We start from the raw sequence: 20,313 nt of genomic DNA on the forward strand, positions 1-20,313 counted from the left end.
AAAGACTTGCTCTGACTGGCGCTGAGCGCGGATAAACAGAACTCAGATACAGTAATCCCCCCACACCGCCTGTACCGCCGCCACCGCCGCCAGCGCGGCTGTTTCGGTGCGCAGAATGCGCGGCCCCAGTTTCAGCGGCGTCCAGCCGGCCTCCAGCGCAGCAGCCTCCTCGCGGGCGGAGTAGCCACCCTCCGGTCCGGCCATCAGCCAGGCCCGGCGCGGCGCGCTGGCGATATCGGCCAGTTTCTGCGTGCCCAGCGGCGACAGGATCAGCCTGGCATCGGCATCCTGCTGCTGTTGCAGCCATTCATTGAGACTGAGAATGGGCAGCACCTGCGGCAGCGTATTGCGACCACACTGCTCGCAAGCCGACTGCACGATTTCCTGCCAGCGCTGTATGCGTTTGTCCGCCCGCTCGCCGGACAGCTTCACCACCGAGCGCTCGGCGGCGATGGGCTGAAACAGCGACACGCCCATCTCCACGCCCTTTTGCAGGGTGAATTCCATGCGGTCGCCGCTGGAAATGGCCTGCGCCAGCCCCAGCCATACCGGCGACTCGCGGCTGATGTCGTCAAAGCGGCTGATCTGGCATTCGGCAGCGCGCTTTTGCAAGGCCGACAGGCTGGCCTGGTACTCGCCGCCCTGGCCGTTGAACAGGGTCAGGCTGTCGCCTTCCTTCAGGCGCAGAACCTGCACATGGCGCACGACAGCATCAGGCAGCGACAGGGTTTGCCCCGCCGCCAGCGGTGTTTCGATAAAAAACCTTGGCATGGCGTATTGAAAGTCCGTGGTGATAACGGTATTTTGCTTTGTTTGCTGCAGTTGCAACAACCCATCTTTAGCAAGTGGTAAAAATGACGGCATCCATGCATCGTCATGATTGATCCGGGCTGCGTCACTTGCTTCAGCATCGTCTTGCCAATTCTGCTAAACAGCTTGGACAGGACGACAATCCTGCCGCTGGCGCTATTGCCGGCGGCCATGCAGTTTACCTTACAGACAGACGCCGGCCGGATGGCCGCTGTTGTCGTTTCTGCCAGACGCCTATCCATCCGGCCCGGCAGAACACTCAGGAGAACACCATGCAGGTGGTTGAACAGGTGATGCAAGTTGTCCGTGACGTGGCCCGCCAGGAGGTGATGCCGCGCTTTTTGCGTGTGGGTAAAACACGCAAGGACGACGGCTCGCTGTTCACCGAGGCCGATATGGCCTGCCAGCAGGCGCTGGGAGACAAGCTGCCGGCCGTGCTGCCCCACCCGGTGTTGGGCGAGGAAATGACGCGCGAGGAGCAGGATGCCTTATGGCAGGGCAATCCGGGCGGCCTGTGGGTGGTTGACCCCATCGACGGCACCACCAATTTCGTCAACGGCCTGCCCTATTTCGCCATTTCGGTGGCGCTGGTCATCGATGGCGTCAGCCAGCTGGGCGTGATCTACAACCCGGTATCCGACGAAATGTTTTATGCCCGTCGCGGCCAGGGCGCCTGGCTCAATGGCCGGCGCCTGCCGCTCAAGACCACCCGCAACAGCATGGGCGACGCGATTGCCGCCGTGGAAGTGAAATACCTGCGCTCCGGCAAACTGGCGGCGCGCATGAGCAGCGTGGCACCGTTTGGCAGCCAGCGCAGCATGGGTTCCAGCACGCTGGACTGGTGCTTTCTGGCGGCGGGCCGTTACGACCTCTACCTGCACGGCGGTCAGCGGCTGTGGGACTATGCTGCCGGCGCGGTGATTCTGGAAGAAGCCGGCGGCCGCCTGGCCAGCCTGAACACCGACGACTACTGGAGCGACACGGTGTGGAAGCGCTCGGTGATTGCCGCCATCGACCCGGAACTGTACGGCCACTGGCACCGCTGGGTGCGCGCCAACCAGTAGACTCAGACTTGCCCGCAAAGAAAACGGCCCTCAAGGGGCCGTTTTTCATGCAGTGGCCACATGCCGCAATCAGTAGTTTTCCGGGCAGAAATGCCGTTCCACCAGCTCGATCAGAATGTGCAGCACCTTGATGTGCAGTTCCTGCACGCGGTCGGCGTACTGGCCACCAGGGGTGTTGACGTAGACATCGGCCAGCGGCTCCAGCCGGGTGGCGGCACGGCCGGTGAGGATGATCACCTTCATGCCCAGTTCGCGCGCCACGCTGGCCGCGTTGACGATGGTCTGGCTGTTGCCACTGGTGCTGATGCCGATCAGCACGTCGCCGGCGCGGCCATGGCTTTCCAGATAGCGCGAAAACACATGCTCGTAGCCAAAATCGTTGGCCACGCAGCTCATGTGGCTGGGATCGGAAATGGCGATGGCCGCCATGCCGCGACGGTTGTTGCGGTAGCGGCCGGTCAGCTCTTCGGCGAAATGCATGGCGTCGCACATGGAGCCGCCATTGCCGCAGGAGAAGATACGACCACCAGCAGCGAGGCTGTCGATCAGCTGCTGCGCGGCCGCTTCGATGCTGGCCAGCGCCTGGGGATTGGCCAGCAGATTATTGAGGGCAGTTTGCGCTTCAGTCAGGCTGGACTGGATATGGGAAATCATCGGCGATCCGTCATGCGTGCGGGCAACAGCACCGCGCCATTGCCATCAGTAAACAGGGCTGGCCCAGCGGCCAGCCCCGTCATCATACCCTGCCCCCCGCCACGGCAGGAAATGGCAGCCAGGTAAAATTCAGCGAAGCACAATCAAGGCCGTGCCGGCGCAACTCACCACCGCCCCCAGCCAGGCCACCGGCGGTGGGGCCTGCTTCTGCACCAGCCACAGCATGGGCAGGATCAGCACCGGGCTGAGCGCCGACAGCATGCCCACCGTGGCCACATTGGCATGCTGCAAGGCCAGCATGATCAGCGTCATGCCCAGGCCCAGCGCCACCAGGCCGTTGAGCGCCGTCTGGCCCAGCATGCGCGGCGTATAAGCGCCGCGACTCCTGGCCAGAGACAGACCGCCCAGCAACAAAAGATAGTGCGCTGCACAGGCAATGCCCATGCGCAAGGCCGATGCGGTGACCGGTTCCAGCCCGGCGGCAATGGCCGGCTTGGCAAAGAATGTCCCCATGGCCTGGCACAGAGCCGCCACCATGCCCAGCAACACACCCGCCTTCAGATGGGTCGGATGCTCCCAGGCATGGGCATCTGCGCTGCGCCGGCCAAAAGCCACGGCCAGCAGCACGCCGCCAAACACCATGCTGCTGCCGACAAAGGCAGGCAGGCTGAGTTTTTCCTGCAGGAACAAGATGCCCAGCACCACCGAAAACACCGAATGCGTAGCAAACAGCAGGCCGGCGCGGCGCGGCCCCAGCAGGTTCATCGCGGAAAAATAAATGGTGTCGCCCAGAAAAATGCCGGTCAGGCCGGACAGCAGGGCCGGCCACAGATTGCTGCCATTGATGCTGTGCCAGCCACCGGAAAGCAGGCTGATGCCGCCCAACAGCACGGTAAGCAGGCTCAAGCGCAAGCGGGTAAAGGCAAAGGGGCCGAAATGGCGTGAGGGGCCGGCACCGAGAATGCCACCCCACGCCCAGCAGGCTGCCGCACCGATGGCGGCCAGGTCATACCACATAATATCCAGTCTGCCCGCCCGGACAGGCCGGACGGATGATCATGACGAAGCCTGCCAGCTTACCTGTCAGGCGGCCATTCCGGCCAGTGCGGCAGCGGGTCCACCTCCAGCCAGGGCCGGGCATGGCTGGTCCAGATATGCTGGCTTGCCTGCTGCGCAGGGACATCGTCCAGTGTGGCCACCCGCAGGATGACATAGGGGCTGCCCGCGCGCTCGGCCAGCAGATGGCTGCCACACTGGCGGCAAAAATGGCGCAGCTTGTCCGGCGACGAGGCAAAGCTGCCCAGGTGTTGCTGCCCGCGCAGCCAGCGAAAATGCCCGCGCAGCACCCCGGCGGTCGGCACATGGCTGGCCGCATGGGCTTTCTGGCAGGTCAGGCAATGGCAATGGGTAATCGGCAGATCCAGCTGCTCTACTTCATAAGCAATGGCACCGCACAGGCAGCTGCCTAGCATGACATATCCTCCAGCAGGGTGATTTCCACCCGCTCCTTGCCCTTGCCGATATTCTTGCGCTTGAGCGCAATGCGCCCCACCTCACCGGTGCGCGCCAGATGGGTGCCACCGCAGGGCACGCGGCAATAGCCCGGCACTTCCCAGTAACGACGCTGCGCAGCCTCATCGGCAAAAGCACTGATGATGGCGCTGTCGGCATCGATCAGGCCCTGCACTTTGGCGGTGATGGCCGGCAAGTGCGGGGTGATGGGTTCGGGCAGGGCAAAGTCGATGCGCGCCTTGTCGGCAGCGATATGTGCGCCAATTTTTTCCACCCCGGCAAAGTCGCGGCAGATGGTTTCCAGGGTCAGCTCGGCGGCAAAGTGCAGCCGCATCAGCCGGTAGCGGCGCGGCCAGTCTATCTCCACCAGTACGGCATCCCCCGCCTGCAATCGATGACCGGCAGGCAGGGTATAGACGATGTCCAGCCCCTGTGTTGCTGCCTGCAATACCGGCCAACCACCTATGCTGCCGGCGTCGCTCTCCTGCCCGCCGGAAAAGGCATAGAAAATGGTGTGCTGCAGCCAGACATGCTCACCATCCACCCGCGCCACCGTGGTGGCCAGCCGGGTCTGGTAGGGGTCGATCCAGAACTGTTTGCCCGTCATAGCAGGCGCGCCAGATAGTCGACCAGGCTCAGCGGATAGCTGAAGGGCTGGCCCAGCAACTGCTGGTAAACATCGCGGTACTCGGCATGCTTGGGCTGCAGCACCAGCGCCTGGGTCAGCGACTGCACCGCCGCATGGCTGTCTCCCAGCTGCACTTGCGACATCGCCAGAATGAACCAGGCTTCGTGAATGCGGAAATTCAGCGACAGCGCCTGCCGCGCCAGCAAGGCCGCCTCCTGATAGCGCTCAGCCTGGAATGCCGCCCCCAGCTGGCCAATGCTGTCTTCCAGCGGCGGCAGGGTGTCCTGCTTGCTCAACACCAGCGTGTGGCCATTGCCGACATTGCTGTCGCTTTCCTCCTGCGCCTCGAGCAGCCAAGCCACACCCAGACCCTGCTGGTTAAACCAGTTGAGCGCAGCCAGCAGGCCTTGCAGGGTGAACACGTGATAATGCATGCGCCACGGCAGCCCGGGCGACAGGCTTTGCGGCGTCATCTTGTGCTGAAAGGCCTCGATATGCGTCTCCAGCCCGGTGATCGGCCGCACGCTGTCTTCCACCAGTGCATCGCGCTTGGGCACGATCATGAAACTGATGCCACCCGGACGCAGCACCCGCCCCCACTCCAGCCAGGCGGTAAAAATGTCCGGTACATGCTCCAGCACATGCGAGCTGGCGATATAGTCCAGCTCGCCGTCGGCAAACGGCAGCGCGGTGGCCTCGGCCACCATGTCCACCTTGGCGACACCCTTGCCATAGCGCTGCTGCTCGGCGGCATACACCTGGTAGTCGATCAGGTCGGGTTCTTCCAGGTAGTGCTGCCCATCACAGGGGGCCACGCTGATGCAGTCGGCCGGAGCCAGCGGATTATGCGCGCCCCGCCCCAGCTCCACACCCTTGCCCTGCAGCCATTGTTTGGCCAGCTCCATAAGCGCTTATCCTTGTGTGCAGTCCGGCGTGCTCACCGTTGCTGCCAGTCGCTGATATACCTGTTGATCCAGCCGCTCCATCATGTACGCGGGCCGCGACAGGGCGGTGAAGCCAAATTGCGCATACAGGCCGTGTGCATCTGCCGTGGCCAGCAGCATGCGCCGCAGCCCCTGCAAGCCCGGATGCTCCATGATGTACGCCAGCAATGCCTTGCTGATGCCGCGCCCGCGCCAGTCCGGCAGCACGAACACATCGGCCAGATAGGCGAAAGTCGCCTGGTCGGTAATCATGCGGGCAAACCCCACCTGCTTGCCAGCAACATACACACCAAAGCACAGCGAGCCGGCCAGCGAGCGCTCGAACACATCACGCGGCAAGCCGGCGGCCCAGTAGGACTGCTGGCTCAGATAGTGATAGATCATGTCCCGCTCCAGCCGGGCGGGGTCACAGTCGAATTCCAGAGCAAGCGTGTCAGACATGGCGGGGCCTCATGGTGGCAAGGGCAAACAGGATATCAGGTGAGAGTGGCCGGATAGTGCGTCGCCACCCAGTGCTCGAACTGCCGACACATGGCGGCGTCACCCTGGCTGTTGTCGGCAATCAGTTCATCACCATGAACCAGACGGATACGGGCATCCAGATCGGCAGCCGCCGGCTCGGGATAGCGGCGGCTGGCGGCAGCGGCCATCTGCTGGCGGGCATCGGCCCAGGCCTGCTCCACGCTGCGGTTGCACTCGTCCGCCAGATAGCGGGCATTGAACGGTTCACCAGTCAGGCTGCGCAAGGTGGCGTCGTGGCTGATGCTGTTACCTGGCCCCCAGTAATGCTGGGCCAGCGCCGGGCCAATGGCCGGGTTGTCGGTCAGATAGCCGTACTGGCGCAGGAAATATGCACGCGTCTGATACACCGCCATATTGGCCAGCAGATAGCCGTGATAGGACGCCGCCGACTCCTGGTTCAGCAAATGCGGAATGGCCAATAACGGGCGCGGGCTGCAGGCAATGCCCAGAATGCGCTGCTCGCTGCTACGGGCCAGCTGCAATACCTGTCCGGCGGTCAGTTGCTCATCCGGCAATTGGTAGAGCGCCGCCTCGAAATAGCCCACCAGCAGAATCATGCGCTCCATGAAAGCGCGGTAAGGCTGGCTGGCCTCGATGCCGGCGTGGATCAGCGCCTCCGGCATGGCCTCGCCCTGGCGGTTTTGCGCATAGCGCGCCAGCCAGTCGGCATCGCCCAGCAGGCTGTCGCAGAACATGGACTGGGTTTCGGCATAGGCCATGGAGGTCGGCGCAAATTCCTGCGAAAAGCAGGGGGAATTCTGGGTCACATTGGCAAAGTGCGCCGCGTGGCCGCCCTCGTGGAACAGGGTGTTGATGGCGCGGTCGCCGCTGCCCACCTGGTCGGGCGTGGCATCAGCGGTGAAATTGACATGGGCCGGCACCCACTGGCCCTGCTCATCGACATAGCTGGGTTGCGGGCCATGGCAAAAGCCGTTCTGGTATTTGCCCTTGCGCTCGATCAGGTCCAGTTGCAGCAGCGCGCCGCGATACTGTATGCCCAGGCGGCGGAAGCTTTCCAGCCAGCGCTCCACCGCTTTGGTGAACGGCAGGTAAGGGTCCATCTGGCGGGTGACATCGCCGCTCATCTGGTGGCGCAGATTCCAGGCTTCCAGCGCATCGGCCCCCTTGTTACTGGCCAGCTGCTTGAGCGCGTTTTCGTTGACCAGGCGGGTGCGCTGCTCGAAATCATCCAGAATGACAAACAGCGCTTCTGGCGTCATCCGCTCGTTTTTCTGCACCTTGTAGTCGAAATAGTCGCGGTAACCCAGGGCACGGGCAAAGGCGTTGCGCTGGCGCACGATGTCCAGAAAGCCATTGTCCAGCACCCACTGTTCCAGCTGCAGCAAGGCGTCGTGCGAGCTTTTGCGGCAGGCTTCATCCGGATTGCTGCCCATATTGGTCACCAGCATGCTGAGTGTGGCGTCTTCCCACTGGCCGTGCTCGTTGCGGTGACGCAGGCTGTGCGACTGCCGGCGCGCAAACAGCGCCGCCTCCATCTCGATCAGCCCGGCCATGCGCTGGTGGGCCTCATCATTGTCGATGATGTTGCTTTCAAACAGTGCCAGCCAGCCTTGCAGGCCATGCAGCAAGCCAGCCTGCTCCGCATCGGGCGGCAAAGCCCGGGCAGCGGCCAGCATGGTGCGCGTCTGCTGCAGCCGCGCGGGGCTGGAGATGAAATCCTTGTAGGCGGTCTCGGCACGGCCAAAGCCGGCATGGTCGTCGGACATGCCCATGTAAGTGGACCAGAACAGCGCCTCCTTGGCGCGATGCACGGCCAGGTATTCCTGATTCAGCTGACGGAAAAAATCGCGTGGGTGTTGCATGTTTCTCCTTTTACTTCGGCCTGTCACTGGCACTTCATGAGCGCCATCGCCGGCAAACTGGCAGTTTCTGCCCGAACAACGCCAGGGTCAACGGCTATTGCTCCCCCGCTGCTGCCAGCAAAAAGCCCGGCATGGCCGGGCTTGCACGACGGGATGGTTGCATGACTTTCAGGCGGCGGCAGCGCTGCGCTTTTGCTGACGCATGGACAGCAGGCCGGCCGCCGAATACAGCAGCAAGGCCAGCCAGATCAGGCAGAAGCCCACCAGTTTGGCGCTGTCGAACGCCTCGCCGAACACCCACACCCCCAGCGCCAGCTGAATGGTGGGGCCGATGTACTGGATCAGGCCCACGGTGGCCAGCTTCAAGCGACGCGCGCCCGCAGCAAACAGCAGCAGCGGAATGGCGGTGACCACCCCGGCCCCCACCAGCAGCACATCGCTGCCAACCGACTCGTGCAGGAAGGCCGCCTGCCCCTGCCACTGGAACCACAGCAAAGCCGCCAGCGCCAGCGGTGCCATCAGGAAGGTTTCCAGCGCCAAGCCCTCCAGCGAGGCCAGCGGTGCTTTCTTGCGCAGCAAACCATACAGGCCAAAGGTGGCCGCCAGCGACAGCGCGATCAGCGGCACGGTGCCGCTAGTCCAGGTAATCCAGGCCACACCGGCAGCCGCCAGCAACACGGCACTGCGCTGGATGGGGCTGAGCTTTTCCGCCAGAAACAGCCGCCCCAGCAACACATTGAACAGGGGATTGATGAAGTAGCCCAGGCTGGCCTCCACCACATGGCCGGCATTGACTGCCCAGATATAAATCAGCCAGTTAAGCGACAGCATCAGCGAGGACAGGCCAAAAATGGCCAGCTTTTGCGGCTGGCGCACCGCCTCGCCCAGCCAGGCCCAGTTGTGACGCACGGTAAGAATGCCGGCCACGAACACGGCAGACCAGACAATGCGATGGCACAGGATCTGCAACGCAGGAATATGGTGCAAAGGCTTCCAGTACAGCGGAAACAGGCCCCAGATCAGGAAGGCAATAAAGGTAAACAGCACGCCGCGGGTGGCGTCCTGCCGGGACTGGGCGGAAGACATGACAGACTCGATGCATAAGGTGTTCAACGTAGCAGCTTAACGGCTTGGCGCACATGAAGAAACCACCGGCTCGATAACATGCTGTTCTGCCATGGAAACAATGCCGGCCAGCGGCCCTGCCCGCACATGCTGCACTGGCACAATCGCCGCACTGCCGGGGGCTGTACGTCAAGACCTTTGACGTTGACGTAAACGTAAGTTAGAGTCCGCCACATAGCAGCCACCCGCTGAGCCGAGGCATGGAGAATACCGCCCGGACACCGGGATTACGGCCTACAACATAAAGAAAGGCGTGCGTTTTCCAGCCGAGAAAACCCGCCACCGCCACAAGCGAGAACAAGCCGCAGGCCATGCCGGCCACCTTACCGGTCAGGACCCGCGCGGCAGGAGGAGAAACCATGTCTATCCGTCATGTTGATCTGGAAGAAAAGTACAGCGCCGCCACCGGCCAGGTGCTGATGACCGGCATCCAGGCGCTGGTACGCCTGCCCATGCTGCAACAGGAGCTGGACCGTGCCGCCGGGCTGAACACCGCCGGCTATGTCACCGGCTACCGTGGTTCGCCCCTGGGCAATGTCGATCAGACCATGCAAAAGGCCGAGTCCTATCTCAAGGCACACAATGTGGTGTTCCACCCCGGCCTGAACGAAGACCTGGCCGCCACCGCCGTGTGGGGCACGCAGCAGGTGAATATGTTCGAGGGGGCCAAGTACGATGGCGTCTACGCCTTGTGGTATGGCAAGGGCCCCGGCGTGGACCGCTCCGGCGACGTGATCAAGCACGGCAATGTGGCCGGCACCAGCGCCAAGGGCGGTGTGCTGCTGGTGGCCGGTGACGACCACGCGGCCAAGTCCTCCACCTTTCCGCACCAGTCCGACCACATCCTCGCCGCCAGCATGATTCCGGTGCTGTCCCCTTCCGGGGTACAGGAAGTCATCGACTACGGCCTGCACGGCTGGGCGATGAGCCGCTATTCCGGCTGCTGGGTATCGATCAAGGCCATTTCCGACACCATCGAAAGCTCGGCGGTGGTGGACATCTCCCCGGAACGCTTCAGCTTTGTCATTCCGCAGGACTTCCCCATTCCCGAAGGCGGCCTGTCCATCCGCTGGCCCGACCCGCCGCTGGTGCAGGAAAAACGCGTGCTGCATCACCGCCTGTATGCCGCCCTCGCTTATGCCCGCGCCAACAAGCTCAACCACATCACCCTGGATTCGCCCAAGCCACGGCTGGGCATCATCACCTGTGGCAAAAGCTATCTGGACGTGATGCAGGCACTGGACGACCTGGGCATCGACGAAGCCCTGGCAGCCGACATCGGCCTGCGCATCTTCAAGGTGGGCATGGTGTGGCCGCTGGAGCCGGAAGGCGTGCGCCAGTTTGCCGAAGGGCTGGATGAAATCCTGGTGGTGGAAGAAAAACGCCAGATCATCGAATACCAGCTCAAGGAACAGCTCTACAACTGGCGCGACGACGTGCGGCCACGGGTGGTGGGCAAGTTTGCCGAAAAAGGCGAATGGGCACTGCCGCACGGCGACTGGCTGCTGCCGGCTGCCGGTGAGCTGACCCCGGCCATGATCGCCCGCGCCATTGCCAGCCGGCTGGCGCTGATCTTCGACAGCCCGGTGATTCACGACCGGCTGAAGTTCTACGACGAAAAAGAAGCCCAGCTGGTCCAGCCGCGCGAGGCCATTGCCCGCGTGCCCCATTACTGCTCCGGCTGTCCGCACAACACCAGCACCCGCGTGCCGGAAGGCAGCCGTGCCGTGGCCGGTATCGGCTGCCACTACATGGCGCACTGGATCGAAGGCGACAGCACCAAGACCTTCACCCAGATGGGCGGCGAGGGCATCACCTGGGTCGGCCAGGCCCCGTTCACCCACACCAAGCACATTTTCACCAATCTGGGCGATGGCACTTACTTCCACTCCGGTCTGCTAGCCATCCGCGCCGCGGTGGCCGCCGGGGTCAACATCACCTACAAGATCCTGTACAACGATGCCGTGGCCATGACCGGCGGCCAGAATGTGGATGGCTATCTGGATGTGCCGATGATGACGCGCCAGCTGGCGGCCGAAGGGGTCAAGCGCATCGTCATCACCAGTGACGAGCCGGAAAAATACCAGGGCGTGCAGGGTCTGGCACCGGGAGTGGACGTGTTCCACCGCCGCGAACTGGACCGCCTGCAAAAAGAGCTGCGGGAAACCACAGGCACCACCATCCTGATTCACGACCAGACCTGCGCCGCCGAAAAACGCCGCCGCCGCAAACGCGGTGAATTCCCCGACCCGGCCAAGCGCGCCTTCATCAATGAAAAAGTGTGCGAAGGCTGTGGCGACTGCGGCAAAAAGTCCGGCTGCCTGTCGGTGCTGCCAGTGGAAACCCCACTGGGGCGCAAACGCAAGATCGACCAGTCCAGCTGCAACAAGGACTACTCCTGCGTGGAAGGCTTCTGCCCCAGCTTTGTTACCGTGGAAGGCGGCAAGCTGAAAAAGCAGAGCCCGGCGGCGGCCACGCTGGAAGCCATGCCCGCCCTGCCCGCACCGCAGATTCCGGCGCTGCATGAACCCTTCAGCATCATGATTACCGGCGTCGGCGGCACCGGCGTGGTCACCATCGGCCAGGTACTGGGCATGGCCGCCTATCTGGACCACAAGGGCGTCACCGTGCTGGACATGGCGGGTCTGGCGCAAAAGGGCGGCTCGGTGTGGTCGCACGTGCGCATTGCCGACAGCCAGCAGCAGCTGCACGCCGTGCGTATCGCCGCTGGCGATGCCAACCTGGTGCTGGGCTGCGATCTGGTGGTCACCGCCGCCGAAGAAGCGCTGGCCAAGATGCGCGAAGGCTTCAGCCACGCCATCGTCAACAGTTACGAATCGCCGACCAGCGCCTTCCTGAAAAACCCGGACGTGCGCTTCCCCAGCCGCGCCATGAAGGACGCAGTCATCGAATCGGTAGGCGCAGGCCGCTTCTGGGAAGTCAACGCCACCCGCCAGGCCACTGCGCTGATGGGCGATGCCATCGCCAGCAATATGTTCATGCTGGGTTATGCCTGGCAGAAGGGCTTGGTGCCGGTGAGCGAAGAGGCGCTGATGGAAGCCATCCGCCTGAATGGAGCCGCGGTCAAGTTCAACCAGCAGGCTTTTGTCTGGGGCCGCCATGCCGCTCATGATCCGGCGCGGGTGGAAGCGCTGGTGAATCCTTCTTCGGTGGTGCAGTTCGTTCCACGTGAAACCGTGGATGGCGTGCTGCATCACCGTGCCAGGGAACTGGTGGCCTACCAGAACCAGGCGCTGGCCGAACGCTACAAGGCGCTGGTGGACCAGGTGGTGCGTGCCGAGCAGGCGGTGAATCCGGCCAGCAGCGCACTGGCGCTGGCGGTTGCCCGTGGCTACTTCCATCTGCTGGCCTACAAGGACGAATACGAAGTGGCCCGCCTGTATACCAATGGCGATTTCCTGCGCGAGCTGGCCAGCCAGTTCGAGGGCGATTACCAGCTGCGCTTCCATATCGGTGCCGGCTGGATCACCGGCCATCAGCCGAAAAAAGTAGCGTTCGGCCCCTGGCTGCTCAAGGGCATGAAGCTGCTGGCAAAGTTGCGCTTTTTGCGCGGCAGCGCGCTGGACCCGTTTGGCTGGCAGGCCGACCGCAAGCTGGAACGCCAGCTGATTGTCGAATTCGAACAACTGGTCAGCAGCGTGCTGGCCGGGCTGAATGCCGACAATCTGGCCACGGCAGTAGAGCTGGTCAAGGTATTCGAAGGCGTGCGCGGCTTTGGCTATATCAAGGAGGCCGCCTGGAAACAGGCTGGCGAACGGCAACAGGGCTTGCTGCAGCGTTTCCGCCAGGAGGCTGGCAAACGCAAGGTAGCCTGATGGTTTTGTGAGTGTTGTAGCAGTAAAGAGGGTGGTTCAGGCGCGGATGATGTCATCCGCGCCCTTTTTTTGATCAAAAAATCCCGCTTTCGGGGAAAACGCGCACCGTTTCAAGGCACAGCCTTTCACGACAGCATCAGGCTGAGGCGACGTGCCTCGTCCAGCGCCTGGTCAACACCGTTGTACTCGTCCTGCCACACCCAGATGCCATGTACTGCATCCAGGGTTTCCACCAGCCACAGCCGGCCACTGCTGCCAAGCGCCACCTGGCGGGCACGCACCGGGCGGCGATAGTTGAACATCACGATTTCACTGGTTTTTTGCACAGCCGGGGTATGCTTGCGCGGGCTTGAAAAGAAGGGCATGGCGTAACCTCCTGTTGGGCGATATGCCAGGCAATACAGAGCAAGCGGCGTGCCAGCCGACACCATTCGATCAAAACCGGTGCGGTATTTTGACGCCAGCCGCCGCCGGGCTTAGCATGGCCGCATTCCCCAACCGGAAGCAACTGCATGGAAAACCGCAAACTCGCCGTCCTGATCGATGCCGACAACGCCCAGGCCAGCCTCACTGCCGAGCTGCTGGCCGAGGTGGCCAAATACGGCACGGCCATCGTCAAGCGCGCCTATGGCGACTGGACCACCACCCAGCTCAAGAGCTGGAAAGAGGTATTGCACAAGCACGCCATCCACCCCATCCAGCAGTTTGCCTACACCAGCGGCAAGAACTCCACCGACTCGGCGCTGATCATCGACGCCATGGACCTGCTCTACACCGGCAATTTCGATGGATTCTGCCTGGTGTCATCCGACAGCGATTTCACCCGGCTGGCCACCCGCCTGCGTGAAGGCGGCCTGACCGTCATCGGCATCGGTGAAAAATCCAAAACACCGCGCCCCTTCATCGCGGCCTGCGACAAGTTTGTGTTTACCGAAATCCTGCGCCCGGAAAAGCCGCCGGAAGTTGCCAGCGGCAACGACAAGCCGCGTACCCGCACCACCCGCCAGAGCAAGAGCAAGCCGGCCGTGGCCAAGGAAATCCACCCGCTGCAGGCCATGTTCACCTCGGCCATCGACGCCGTGGCAAGGGAAAGCGGCTGGGCCGAACTATCGGCGGTCGGCTCCTATATTGCCAAGAACGACCCCTCCTTCGACCCGCGCAATTACGGCCACTCGCGCCTGTCGCAAATGGTGAAGAAACTGGACTTCCTCAGCGTGCAGGAACAACGCAACGGCTCCAAGCTACACAGCGAAATCCGCATCAAGGACGGCGAGGTGGCCGAGCCGGCACCCGCCACCCCAGGCCCAGCTGCACCGCTCAGCCAGCCGGAAAGCCCGCCGGCAGCAGCGGCGCCGCGCAAGAAACGCACCCCGCGCAAGAAAACCGAACCCGCCGGCAAAGCCGGCTGAGCGGACGCTTCGATCCGCCCTGGCGCGTCCGGCAACGACGCGCCGGACTAGCTCATGACAGGAGAAAACATGCAGATACGTGATGCCAAGCTGGAAGATCTGGCCGTCATTCTGGATATCTACAACGAGGTGATTGCCACCTCCACCGCCATCTACAATGACGACCCGCTCAACCCCGGTGAATTTGCCATCTGGTTCCAGGACCGGCTGGCCGCCGGTTACCCGGTGCTGGTAGCCGAAGACCAGGGCGAAATCCTGGGCTTTTCCAGCTTCGGCGATTTCCGCCCGCGTCCGGGCTTTCGCTTTACCGTGGAACACAGCGTGCATCTGGCCGCCGCTGCGCGTGGCAAGGGCATAGGCAGCGCGCTGGTCAGTGCGCTATTCCCGCGCGCCGAGGCGCTGGGCAAGCACACCATGCTGGGCGCGGTAGATGCCGCCAACGAAGGCTCCATCCGCTTCCACGAAAAACTGGGCTTCATCAAGGTGGGCGTGCTGCCGCAAGTGGGCTTCAAGTTTGGCCGCTGGCTGGACCTGGTCTACATGCAGAAATTCATCAGCGGCCAGAGCGACGGCCCGGTGTAATTCGCACAGGACATTGATAAAAAAGAAAAACGCCGCAGTTTCCTGCGGCGTCAGGCTGTTGGCAATGTGATTTGCTACAACTCTACAGGACCCGGCAAAGCCGGGCCTCTCTATAAACATGTTGATCCGACAGCCTTCCCGTCTATTCCCCTTCCCCCCGCCCTTGCCCTGCAAGGGAGCCTCGCCTTCTTCAACGAAGGCGAGAAAAAGAAAAACGCCGCAGTTTCCTGCGGCGTTTTCTGTTCTGCTACTGCGCTGTTAAAACAGCGTCCGTTCTTGAAGTTCTCTATTCTCTTCCTCTGTACGACTTAGCGCACGACTGCAACAATATCCTTACTGAACACCTTTTCGCAATACTTGCATTTCATTTTGATGTCTTTGACCTGTGCCTTGACGAAGAAATGGCTCTTCACCGGCTCGGCATGCGAGATGCAATTGGAGTTGGGGCAGGCAAAAATGCCTTCGATGCTTTCCGGCAGTTCCAGCTTGTGCTTCTTCACCACTTCGAAATTATCGATGACATTGACCGTGGCCTTGGGGGCGAACAGGGCCAGCTCGTTGGCCTGCTCTTCAGTCAGGGCAACATTTTCCACCTTGATGATGTCCTTGGCGCCCATGTGGCGGGACGACAGGTTCAGCCCCACGGTAATGCGCTCGCCGGTTTCCGCCAGCTTGAACAGACGCAGGATGTTGACCCCCTGGCCAGCCGGGATGTGATCGATAACGGTGCCTTGTTTCAGGGCTTCAACGGTACGGGTGTATTGCATGATGTTTCCTTCCCTGATTTATACGGTTTCGTTCAGTACCAGCGACAACAGCGCCTGACGGGCGTACACACCGTTCTTGGCCTGCTCGAAATAGTAGGCATGCGGTGTGGCATCCACATCCACGGTGATTTCATCCACCCGTGGCAGCGGGTGCAACACCTTCAGATTGGTACGGGCGGTCTTGAGCATGTCGGCGCGCAACACGAACTGGCCCTGGATTTTCTTGAACTCGGTTTCGTCAAAACGCTCACGCTGCACACGGGTCATGTACATGATGTCGATCAGCGGGATCACATCGTCCAGGCTGTCGACAATGGTGTATTCGATGCCCTTTTCGTCCAGCTCCTCGCAGATATAGTCCGGCATGGCCAGCTGCTCGGGTGCCACAAAATAGAAGCGCGCGCCAAACAGCGACAGCGCCTGGGTCAGCGAATGCACGGTGCGGCCGTATTTCAGGTCGCCGACAAAGGCGATGGTGAGGTTTTCCAGCGTACCTTGTGTTTCACGAATGGTGAACAGGTCGAGCAGGGTCTGCGTGGGATGCTGGTTGGAACCGTCACCGCCGTTGATCACCGGTACGCTGGAGAATTCGCTGGCCAGCCGCGCCGCGCCTTCCTTGGGGTGACGCATCACCACGGCATCGGTGTAAGAGCTGATGATCTTGATCGAGTCAGCCAGGGTTTCGCCTTTTTTGGCGCTGGTATTGCCACCATCGGCAAAGCCGATGATGTCGCCACCCAGCCGCTGTACCGCAGTCTCGAACGACAGGCGGGTACGGGTGGACGGTTCAAAGAAACAGCTGCCCACCAGCTTGCCTTGCAACAGGTCATTGCGCGGCGTGCGTTTGAGCTTGCCCGCCGTTTCCACGACGAGCTCTAGCTCCTCGCGCGAAAAATCGGGGATGGAAATGATGTGTTTCCGATAGAGCGGGTTTGCCATGATGGGGGGTCCTTGCATTCTGCGAATTATTTTTTACCCATAAAAAAAAAGCCCCTGAGCAATCAGGAGCTTTTTTTCTGGAATTTCCGGGGTTCGGGAACAGTCCGGCCTCGCAGCAACGACACAACGCCACCGTGACAGGTGGTGCGGGCGCTAATGACAACAGCTGCAAATGGCGACAAGACGGCTCCTCCGAACAAACCCCGAGATTCTAATGCCAAATCAGCGGCTTGATAAGAGCAGTGTCGCATTTTGCAAATTTCATGACACCAATACGGCAAGGCAGCGACACATTCAGGTCGGCTGGCGCTGCCATAAACAGCGCAATCCCAGCCCTATCATCATCAAGCCGCTGGCCCGCTGCCCCCATACCGCCAGCCGTGACATGGAGCCGGCGGCGCAAAGCCGGCTTCCCAGCCACAGCAAGGCCATCAGATAACTCAGGTTCAGCAGACAGAACACCACGCCCAGTTGCAAAAAGCCCGGCAGGACCGCCTGCCCGACCGGCAGAAACTGCGGGAAGAAGGCCATGAAGAACACGATGGCCTTGGGATTACCCAGGGTCAGCAAGCAGGCGGAGTACAGTTGCCGCCGGCTGGCCGGGGTATCCGGTACAGGCGGTAGTGCCGCCTGACGCCAGCACTGGCAGCCCAAGTAGATCAGGTAAGCGGCACCACCCCAGCGCAACACGGCAAACAGCAGCGGATTGGCCGCCAGCAAGGCCGCGACACCCAGGGCCGACAACAGGATCAGCAGCATGTCACCCAGCAGCAAACCCGCCAGGGCCAGGCCAGCAGCACGCCAGCCTTCGCGCTGAAATGCCCGCCATACACACAGTGTGCCGGCTCCGGGAGTCATCACCAGCAACAGTGCCGCGGGTAAAAAGGCAGACCACAACATGGCTACTCCTCACAATGCGCACGACATGTGTAGCCATTCTGCAGCAGCCAGACAGCAAAACGCCACCCCGCAGGGTGGCGTGTGCCAGTACAGACAGGCCGGGTTTACAGCTTGAAATTGCTGACCAGGCTTTCCAGATTGGCCGATAGTTCGCGCAGCTGTGCCACCGAATCCGACACCTGCCGCACCACATGGCTATTGCTCTGCGCCATGGCGCTGATGCGCTCCACGTTCTGGGCGATTTCCTGGCTGGCCGTGGACTGTTCCCGGGTAGAGGCGGCAATGTCGACAATGCTGGCCACCAGGCCCTGGCTGCGGCCCAGCACCGTATTCATCGCCTCGTTGGCTTCATCTGCCACCGCCACGCTCAGTGTCACCTGCTCGCGGCTGTTTCTCACGTCGTCCACCGCCTCGCGGGTTTCACTGCCGATGGCATTGACGATGCGGGTAATCTGCACCGTGGCCTCGGCGGTACGCCCGGCCAGATTGCGCACTTCGTCGGCTACCACGGCAAAGCCACGGCCCATTTCACCGGCACGGGCCGCCTCGATGGCCGCATTCAGCGCCAGCAGATTGGTCTGATCGGCAATGTCCTTGATCACCCGCACAATGGTACTGACTTCTTCCGAGCGCTCGCCCAGGCCGTTCATCCGCTCGGCCAGCGCCTGCATGCTGCTGGTCATGCGCTGGATTTCAGCAGTGATGCGGTTGACCGTGGCCACGCTCTGCTCGGTCAGCTCGCCGGTTTCACGGGCGGTGATTTCGGCTTCCTGTGCGGTATCGGCGATGTGATGCACGCTCACCGTCACCTGCTCCACACCGGCCGCCGTGGCGCTGGCGGCATCAGACTGGCTGGCCGAAGCCTGCTGCACCTGGCTGGCGGAGTCGGCCAGGCTGGCGGCGGCAATGCTCACCTCGTGGCTTTGCTGGCGCACCTCGACAAACATGTCGCGCAGGCTGCCGATAAAGCGGTTGAAGGCATCGGCGGTGCGGCCGATTTCATCGCGATTGGCAATCTGCATGCGGACGGTGAGATCGCCACGGCCAGAGGCAAGCTGGTCCATGGTGTCGGCCAGCTGGTTGAGCGGCCGGGTCAGCGCGCGTACCACGGCCGTCAGCACCAGCAGAATCACCACCAGCGCCACCACGCCAATCAGGATGGCAGTCAGGCACTGCTTCTTGGCATCGGCGGTAATCGCCGCAGTCGGGATGGACACGCCCAGCGCCCAGAACTGGCCGGTATTGCCCACTTTCACCGGATGGAAGAAATGGGTGAAACCACCATCTTCATAGACGAAGTTTTCGCCTTTCTTGATCTGCTCCAGGTGTCCGGCCAGCGCGTCGTCCTTGGGCACCGGCTTGCCCAGCAGTTCCGATTTGGCCGTTACCACATACAGGCCACCTTCGGACACCATGCGGATAAAGCCAGTTTCATACAGATGGATGGCACCAAAGCGTTTTTGCAGCTGGTCCAGCGCCACATCGGTGGCCGACACCCCCAGCATCTTGCCGGCAGCATCCTTGACGACCACCGCCAGCGAGCTTTCCAGAATCATCTTGCCCTGCACTTCGTAGGGATAGGGCTCGGTAATGGTGTCGCGAGCACGCTGCTTGGGCACGTAGTAGAAATCGCCCCAGCCGGATTTTTCATAATCGGGCTGATAACTTTCCGGGTGCTCCTTGAACTTGGGGAATTCCTTCACCCGGTCGGCCGACATCATCACGTCCATCTGCGCCTTGCCCTGGGCATTTTTGGTGATGTAGGGCTGGTAGCGGCCGGTAGGGTCATGCCGTGGCCAGTCCAGGCGGAAGCCGTTGTCATTGCCATCGAAGGCATTGGGTTCCCACAACATCCACAGGCCAACCGATTGCGGGGCATCGTCCAGCATCTGCTGGATCATGTTGTCCGCCTGCTTGCGATCCAGCGGTGCAACGCGCTTGATGCCGAGAATGGCATCCGCCAGATGACGTGGCAGGGTGAATCCCTTGTCGAAATCGCTTTCTGCGTCTTTGGCATAACTGCTGGCCTGTTCAGACGCCAGCTTGTAACCCACATCGACTGCGGCAGTGTAGCTCTGCCAGGCAATCAGGCTGATCATCACGGCAAAACCAACGGCAATCGCCGCTGCCGCTACCACGATGATGCGCGTACTCAGATGACCCCATTTTGCTGTCGCCATGCATTTATCCCCCGATAAGCTGCTCTTTTAACTGTATGCCTAATATACGGCGTTTCAATACAAACTCTTTAATATATTGGGGTATACCCTCAACACTGGCGAGCAGAGCAAGCGCAATGCATGAGCAAGCGCAAATACACCAGCAATGAAATTCGCTAATGTCATTCACATGAATACTTGGCTAGTCGGGCTTCAGGGCGCGGTTTTCTCTTCCAGCAGGGTCAGCCAGGCCAGGGCGTGACTGTTGCTTTCACCGCACATTTCGGCAGAAGGCTGCAGGCCAGAACACACCGCTGGCCGCTCTGGCCGGCCAAACAGCAGGCAAAGATTGTCAGCGCTGAGCTGAACGCAGCGCACCCCGGCCGGCTTGCCCTGTGGCATGCCCGGGATGGGAGAGGAAATGGAGGGCGCGATGCAACACGCCGCGCAATGCAAACGGCAATCCATGGTGGGCTTTCTAGCGCGACCGGCAACAAGGGCCGGCCACCATATCACAAAGTATGCCGGCTACCGGCGCAGCTGACTCCCCTTTTCCTGCAGATAATTTACAATATCACTAACTGTTTTACTTTTTATCCCAGAGACCAGCGCCGCACCTTTTGCAGCCATCAAGTTAGA

The 20,313-nt window shown here is 61.7% G+C and carries 19 protein-coding genes; 4 read left to right on the forward strand and 15 right to left on the reverse strand.

Annotated features, from left to right (window positions below):
• Positions 1 to 42: 42 nt before the first annotated feature.
• The gene (locus tag FAZ30_RS05035) at positions 43 to 771 is read right to left on the reverse strand and encodes a 16S rRNA (uracil(1498)-N(3))-methyltransferase (RefSeq protein WP_124641720.1); all 729 of its coding nucleotides are present in this window, start codon (positions 769 to 771) and stop codon (positions 43 to 45) included.
• Positions 772 to 1,088: 317 nt separating this feature from the next.
• Between FAZ30_RS05035 and FAZ30_RS05040 the strand changes: the two genes are divergently transcribed.
• Positions 1,089 to 1,874 carry an inositol monophosphatase family protein gene (locus FAZ30_RS05040; protein WP_199730958.1) on the forward strand — a complete coding sequence of 262 codons (786 nt, stop codon included), beginning with the start codon at positions 1,089 to 1,091 and terminating at the stop codon, positions 1,872 to 1,874.
• Between the two features lie 69 nt (positions 1,875 to 1,943).
• Here the strand turns inward: FAZ30_RS05040 and gmhA are convergent, their stop codons facing one another.
• The 8 genes from gmhA to rarD all read right to left on the reverse strand — a co-directional run bounded on the left by gmhA (position 1,944) and on the right by rarD (position 9,043).
• A complete protein-coding gene (gene gmhA, locus FAZ30_RS05045; RefSeq protein ID WP_124641723.1) occupies positions 1,944 to 2,528 on the reverse strand; it encodes a D-sedoheptulose 7-phosphate isomerase in 585 nt (194 codons plus the stop codon).
• Positions 2,529 to 2,657: 129 nt separating this feature from the next.
• Positions 2,658 to 3,545, reverse strand: a complete 888-nt coding sequence (locus FAZ30_RS05050) for a DMT family transporter (protein WP_233578314.1) — start codon at positions 3,543 to 3,545, stop codon at positions 2,658 to 2,660.
• 59 nt (positions 3,546 to 3,604) lie between these two features.
• On the reverse strand, positions 3,605 to 4,000 hold the full coding sequence (locus tag FAZ30_RS05055; RefSeq protein ID WP_137008948.1) for a GFA family protein: 396 nt from the start codon (positions 3,998 to 4,000) through the stop codon (positions 3,605 to 3,607).
• Positions 3,994 to 4,647 (reverse strand): alanyl-tRNA editing protein, encoded by a 654-nt coding sequence (locus FAZ30_RS05060; RefSeq protein WP_137008950.1) that lies wholly within the window; start codon positions 4,645 to 4,647, stop codon positions 3,994 to 3,996. The genes FAZ30_RS05055 and FAZ30_RS05060 overlap by 7 nt, the downstream gene beginning before the upstream one ends.
• A complete protein-coding gene (locus FAZ30_RS05065; RefSeq protein ID WP_137008952.1) occupies positions 4,644 to 5,573 on the reverse strand; it encodes a methyltransferase domain-containing protein in 930 nt (309 codons plus the stop codon). The genes FAZ30_RS05060 and FAZ30_RS05065 overlap by 4 nt, the downstream gene beginning before the upstream one ends.
• A gap of 6 nt (positions 5,574 to 5,579) precedes the next feature.
• Positions 5,580 to 6,053: a GNAT family N-acetyltransferase gene (locus FAZ30_RS05070; RefSeq protein ID WP_137008954.1), complete on the reverse strand. Its 474-nt coding sequence runs from the start codon at positions 6,051 to 6,053 to the stop codon at positions 5,580 to 5,582.
• 35 nt (positions 6,054 to 6,088) lie between these two features.
• Positions 6,089 to 7,957 carry a M3 family metallopeptidase gene (locus FAZ30_RS05075; protein WP_137008956.1) on the reverse strand — a complete coding sequence of 623 codons (1,869 nt, stop codon included), beginning with the start codon at positions 7,955 to 7,957 and terminating at the stop codon, positions 6,089 to 6,091.
• 168 nt (positions 7,958 to 8,125) lie between these two features.
• The gene (gene rarD / locus FAZ30_RS05080; protein WP_124641737.1) at positions 8,126 to 9,043 is read right to left on the reverse strand and encodes an EamA family transporter RarD; all 918 of its coding nucleotides are present in this window, start codon (positions 9,041 to 9,043) and stop codon (positions 8,126 to 8,128) included.
• 398 nt (positions 9,044 to 9,441) lie between these two features.
• Between rarD and FAZ30_RS05085 the strand changes: the two genes are divergently transcribed.
• A complete protein-coding gene (locus FAZ30_RS05085; RefSeq protein WP_124641739.1) occupies positions 9,442 to 12,918 on the forward strand; it encodes an indolepyruvate ferredoxin oxidoreductase family protein in 3,477 nt (1,158 codons plus the stop codon).
• A 125-nt stretch (positions 12,919 to 13,043) separates the two neighbouring features.
• On the opposite strand, the gene FAZ30_RS05090 is transcribed toward FAZ30_RS05085, so the two are convergent.
• Positions 13,044 to 13,283 carry a hypothetical protein gene (locus tag FAZ30_RS05090; RefSeq protein WP_103523731.1) on the reverse strand — a complete coding sequence of 80 codons (240 nt, stop codon included), beginning with the start codon at positions 13,281 to 13,283 and terminating at the stop codon, positions 13,044 to 13,046.
• A gap of 147 nt (positions 13,284 to 13,430) precedes the next feature.
• Between FAZ30_RS05090 and FAZ30_RS05095 the strand changes: the two genes are divergently transcribed.
• Both FAZ30_RS05095 and FAZ30_RS05100 read left to right on the forward strand, forming a co-directional pair.
• Positions 13,431 to 14,327 carry an NYN domain-containing protein gene (locus tag FAZ30_RS05095; RefSeq protein ID WP_124641741.1) on the forward strand — a complete coding sequence of 299 codons (897 nt, stop codon included), beginning with the start codon at positions 13,431 to 13,433 and terminating at the stop codon, positions 14,325 to 14,327.
• A 69-nt stretch (positions 14,328 to 14,396) separates the two neighbouring features.
• On the forward strand, positions 14,397 to 14,909 hold the full coding sequence (locus FAZ30_RS05100) for a GNAT family N-acetyltransferase (protein WP_124641743.1): 513 nt from the start codon (positions 14,397 to 14,399) through the stop codon (positions 14,907 to 14,909).
• A 308-nt stretch (positions 14,910 to 15,217) separates the two neighbouring features.
• On the opposite strand, the gene pyrI is transcribed toward FAZ30_RS05100, so the two are convergent.
• From pyrI to FAZ30_RS05125, 5 genes are all read right to left on the reverse strand, one after another.
• Complete coding sequence (gene pyrI / locus FAZ30_RS05105; protein WP_124641745.1) at positions 15,218 to 15,676, reverse strand: aspartate carbamoyltransferase regulatory subunit; 459 nt, start codon at positions 15,674 to 15,676, stop codon at positions 15,218 to 15,220.
• 18 nt (positions 15,677 to 15,694) lie between these two features.
• Positions 15,695 to 16,615, reverse strand: a complete 921-nt coding sequence (gene pyrB / locus FAZ30_RS05110; protein WP_103523727.1) for an aspartate carbamoyltransferase — start codon at positions 16,613 to 16,615, stop codon at positions 15,695 to 15,697.
• A gap of 294 nt (positions 16,616 to 16,909) precedes the next feature.
• A complete protein-coding gene (locus FAZ30_RS05115; protein ID WP_124641746.1) occupies positions 16,910 to 17,515 on the reverse strand; it encodes a LysE family translocator in 606 nt (201 codons plus the stop codon).
• A 104-nt stretch (positions 17,516 to 17,619) separates the two neighbouring features.
• Positions 17,620 to 19,695 (reverse strand): methyl-accepting chemotaxis protein, encoded by a 2,076-nt coding sequence (locus FAZ30_RS05120; protein WP_124641748.1) that lies wholly within the window; start codon positions 19,693 to 19,695, stop codon positions 17,620 to 17,622.
• Between the two features lie 192 nt (positions 19,696 to 19,887).
• Positions 19,888 to 20,142: a YkgJ family cysteine cluster protein gene (locus FAZ30_RS05125; RefSeq protein WP_059284398.1), complete on the reverse strand. Its 255-nt coding sequence runs from the start codon at positions 20,140 to 20,142 to the stop codon at positions 19,888 to 19,890.
• Positions 20,143 to 20,313: the final 171 nt, after the last annotated feature.

Origin of the sequence: Aquitalea aquatilis, assembly GCF_005155025.1 — a bacterium.
Lineage (GTDB): Bacteria > Pseudomonadota > Gammaproteobacteria > Burkholderiales > Chromobacteriaceae > Aquitalea > Aquitalea aquatilis.

Bases quoted from the DNA above. Each gene is read 5' to 3' on its own strand.
- FAZ30_RS05035 (WP_124641720.1), bottom strand. From the start codon at position 771: ATGCCAAGGTTTTTTATCGAAACACCGCTGGCGGCGGGGCAAACCCTG.
- gmhA (WP_124641723.1), bottom strand. From the start codon at position 2,528: ATGATTTCCCATATCCAGTCCAGCCTGACTGAAGCGCAAACTGCCCTC.
- FAZ30_RS05050 (WP_233578314.1), bottom strand. From the start codon at position 3,545: ATGTGGTATGACCTGGCCGCCATCGGTGCGGCAGCCTGCTGGGCGTGG.
- FAZ30_RS05055 (WP_137008948.1), bottom strand. From the start codon at position 4,000: ATGCTAGGCAGCTGCCTGTGCGGTGCCATTGCTTATGAAGTAGAGCAG.
- FAZ30_RS05060 (WP_137008950.1), bottom strand. From the start codon at position 4,647: ATGACGGGCAAACAGTTCTGGATCGACCCCTACCAGACCCGGCTGGCC.
- FAZ30_RS05065 (WP_137008952.1), bottom strand. From the start codon at position 5,573: ATGGAGCTGGCCAAACAATGGCTGCAGGGCAAGGGTGTGGAGCTGGGG.
- FAZ30_RS05070 (WP_137008954.1), bottom strand. From the start codon at position 6,053: ATGTCTGACACGCTTGCTCTGGAATTCGACTGTGACCCCGCCCGGCTG.
- FAZ30_RS05075 (WP_137008956.1), bottom strand. From the start codon at position 7,957: ATGCAACACCCACGCGATTTTTTCCGTCAGCTGAATCAGGAATACCTG.
- rarD (WP_124641737.1), bottom strand. From the start codon at position 9,043: ATGTCTTCCGCCCAGTCCCGGCAGGACGCCACCCGCGGCGTGCTGTTT.
- FAZ30_RS05085 (WP_124641739.1), top strand. From the start codon at position 9,442: ATGTCTATCCGTCATGTTGATCTGGAAGAAAAGTACAGCGCCGCCACC.
- FAZ30_RS05090 (WP_103523731.1), bottom strand. From the start codon at position 13,283: ATGCCCTTCTTTTCAAGCCCGCGCAAGCATACCCCGGCTGTGCAAAAA.
- FAZ30_RS05095 (WP_124641741.1), top strand. From the start codon at position 13,431: ATGGAAAACCGCAAACTCGCCGTCCTGATCGATGCCGACAACGCCCAG.
- FAZ30_RS05100 (WP_124641743.1), top strand. From the start codon at position 14,397: ATGCAGATACGTGATGCCAAGCTGGAAGATCTGGCCGTCATTCTGGAT.
- pyrI (WP_124641745.1), bottom strand. From the start codon at position 15,676: ATGCAATACACCCGTACCGTTGAAGCCCTGAAACAAGGCACCGTTATC.
- pyrB (WP_103523727.1), bottom strand. From the start codon at position 16,615: ATGGCAAACCCGCTCTATCGGAAACACATCATTTCCATCCCCGATTTT.
- FAZ30_RS05115 (WP_124641746.1), bottom strand. From the start codon at position 17,515: ATGTTGTGGTCTGCCTTTTTACCCGCGGCACTGTTGCTGGTGATGACT.
- FAZ30_RS05120 (WP_124641748.1), bottom strand. From the start codon at position 19,695: ATGGCGACAGCAAAATGGGGTCATCTGAGTACGCGCATCATCGTGGTA.
- FAZ30_RS05125 (WP_059284398.1), bottom strand. From the start codon at position 20,142: ATGGATTGCCGTTTGCATTGCGCGGCGTGTTGCATCGCGCCCTCCATT.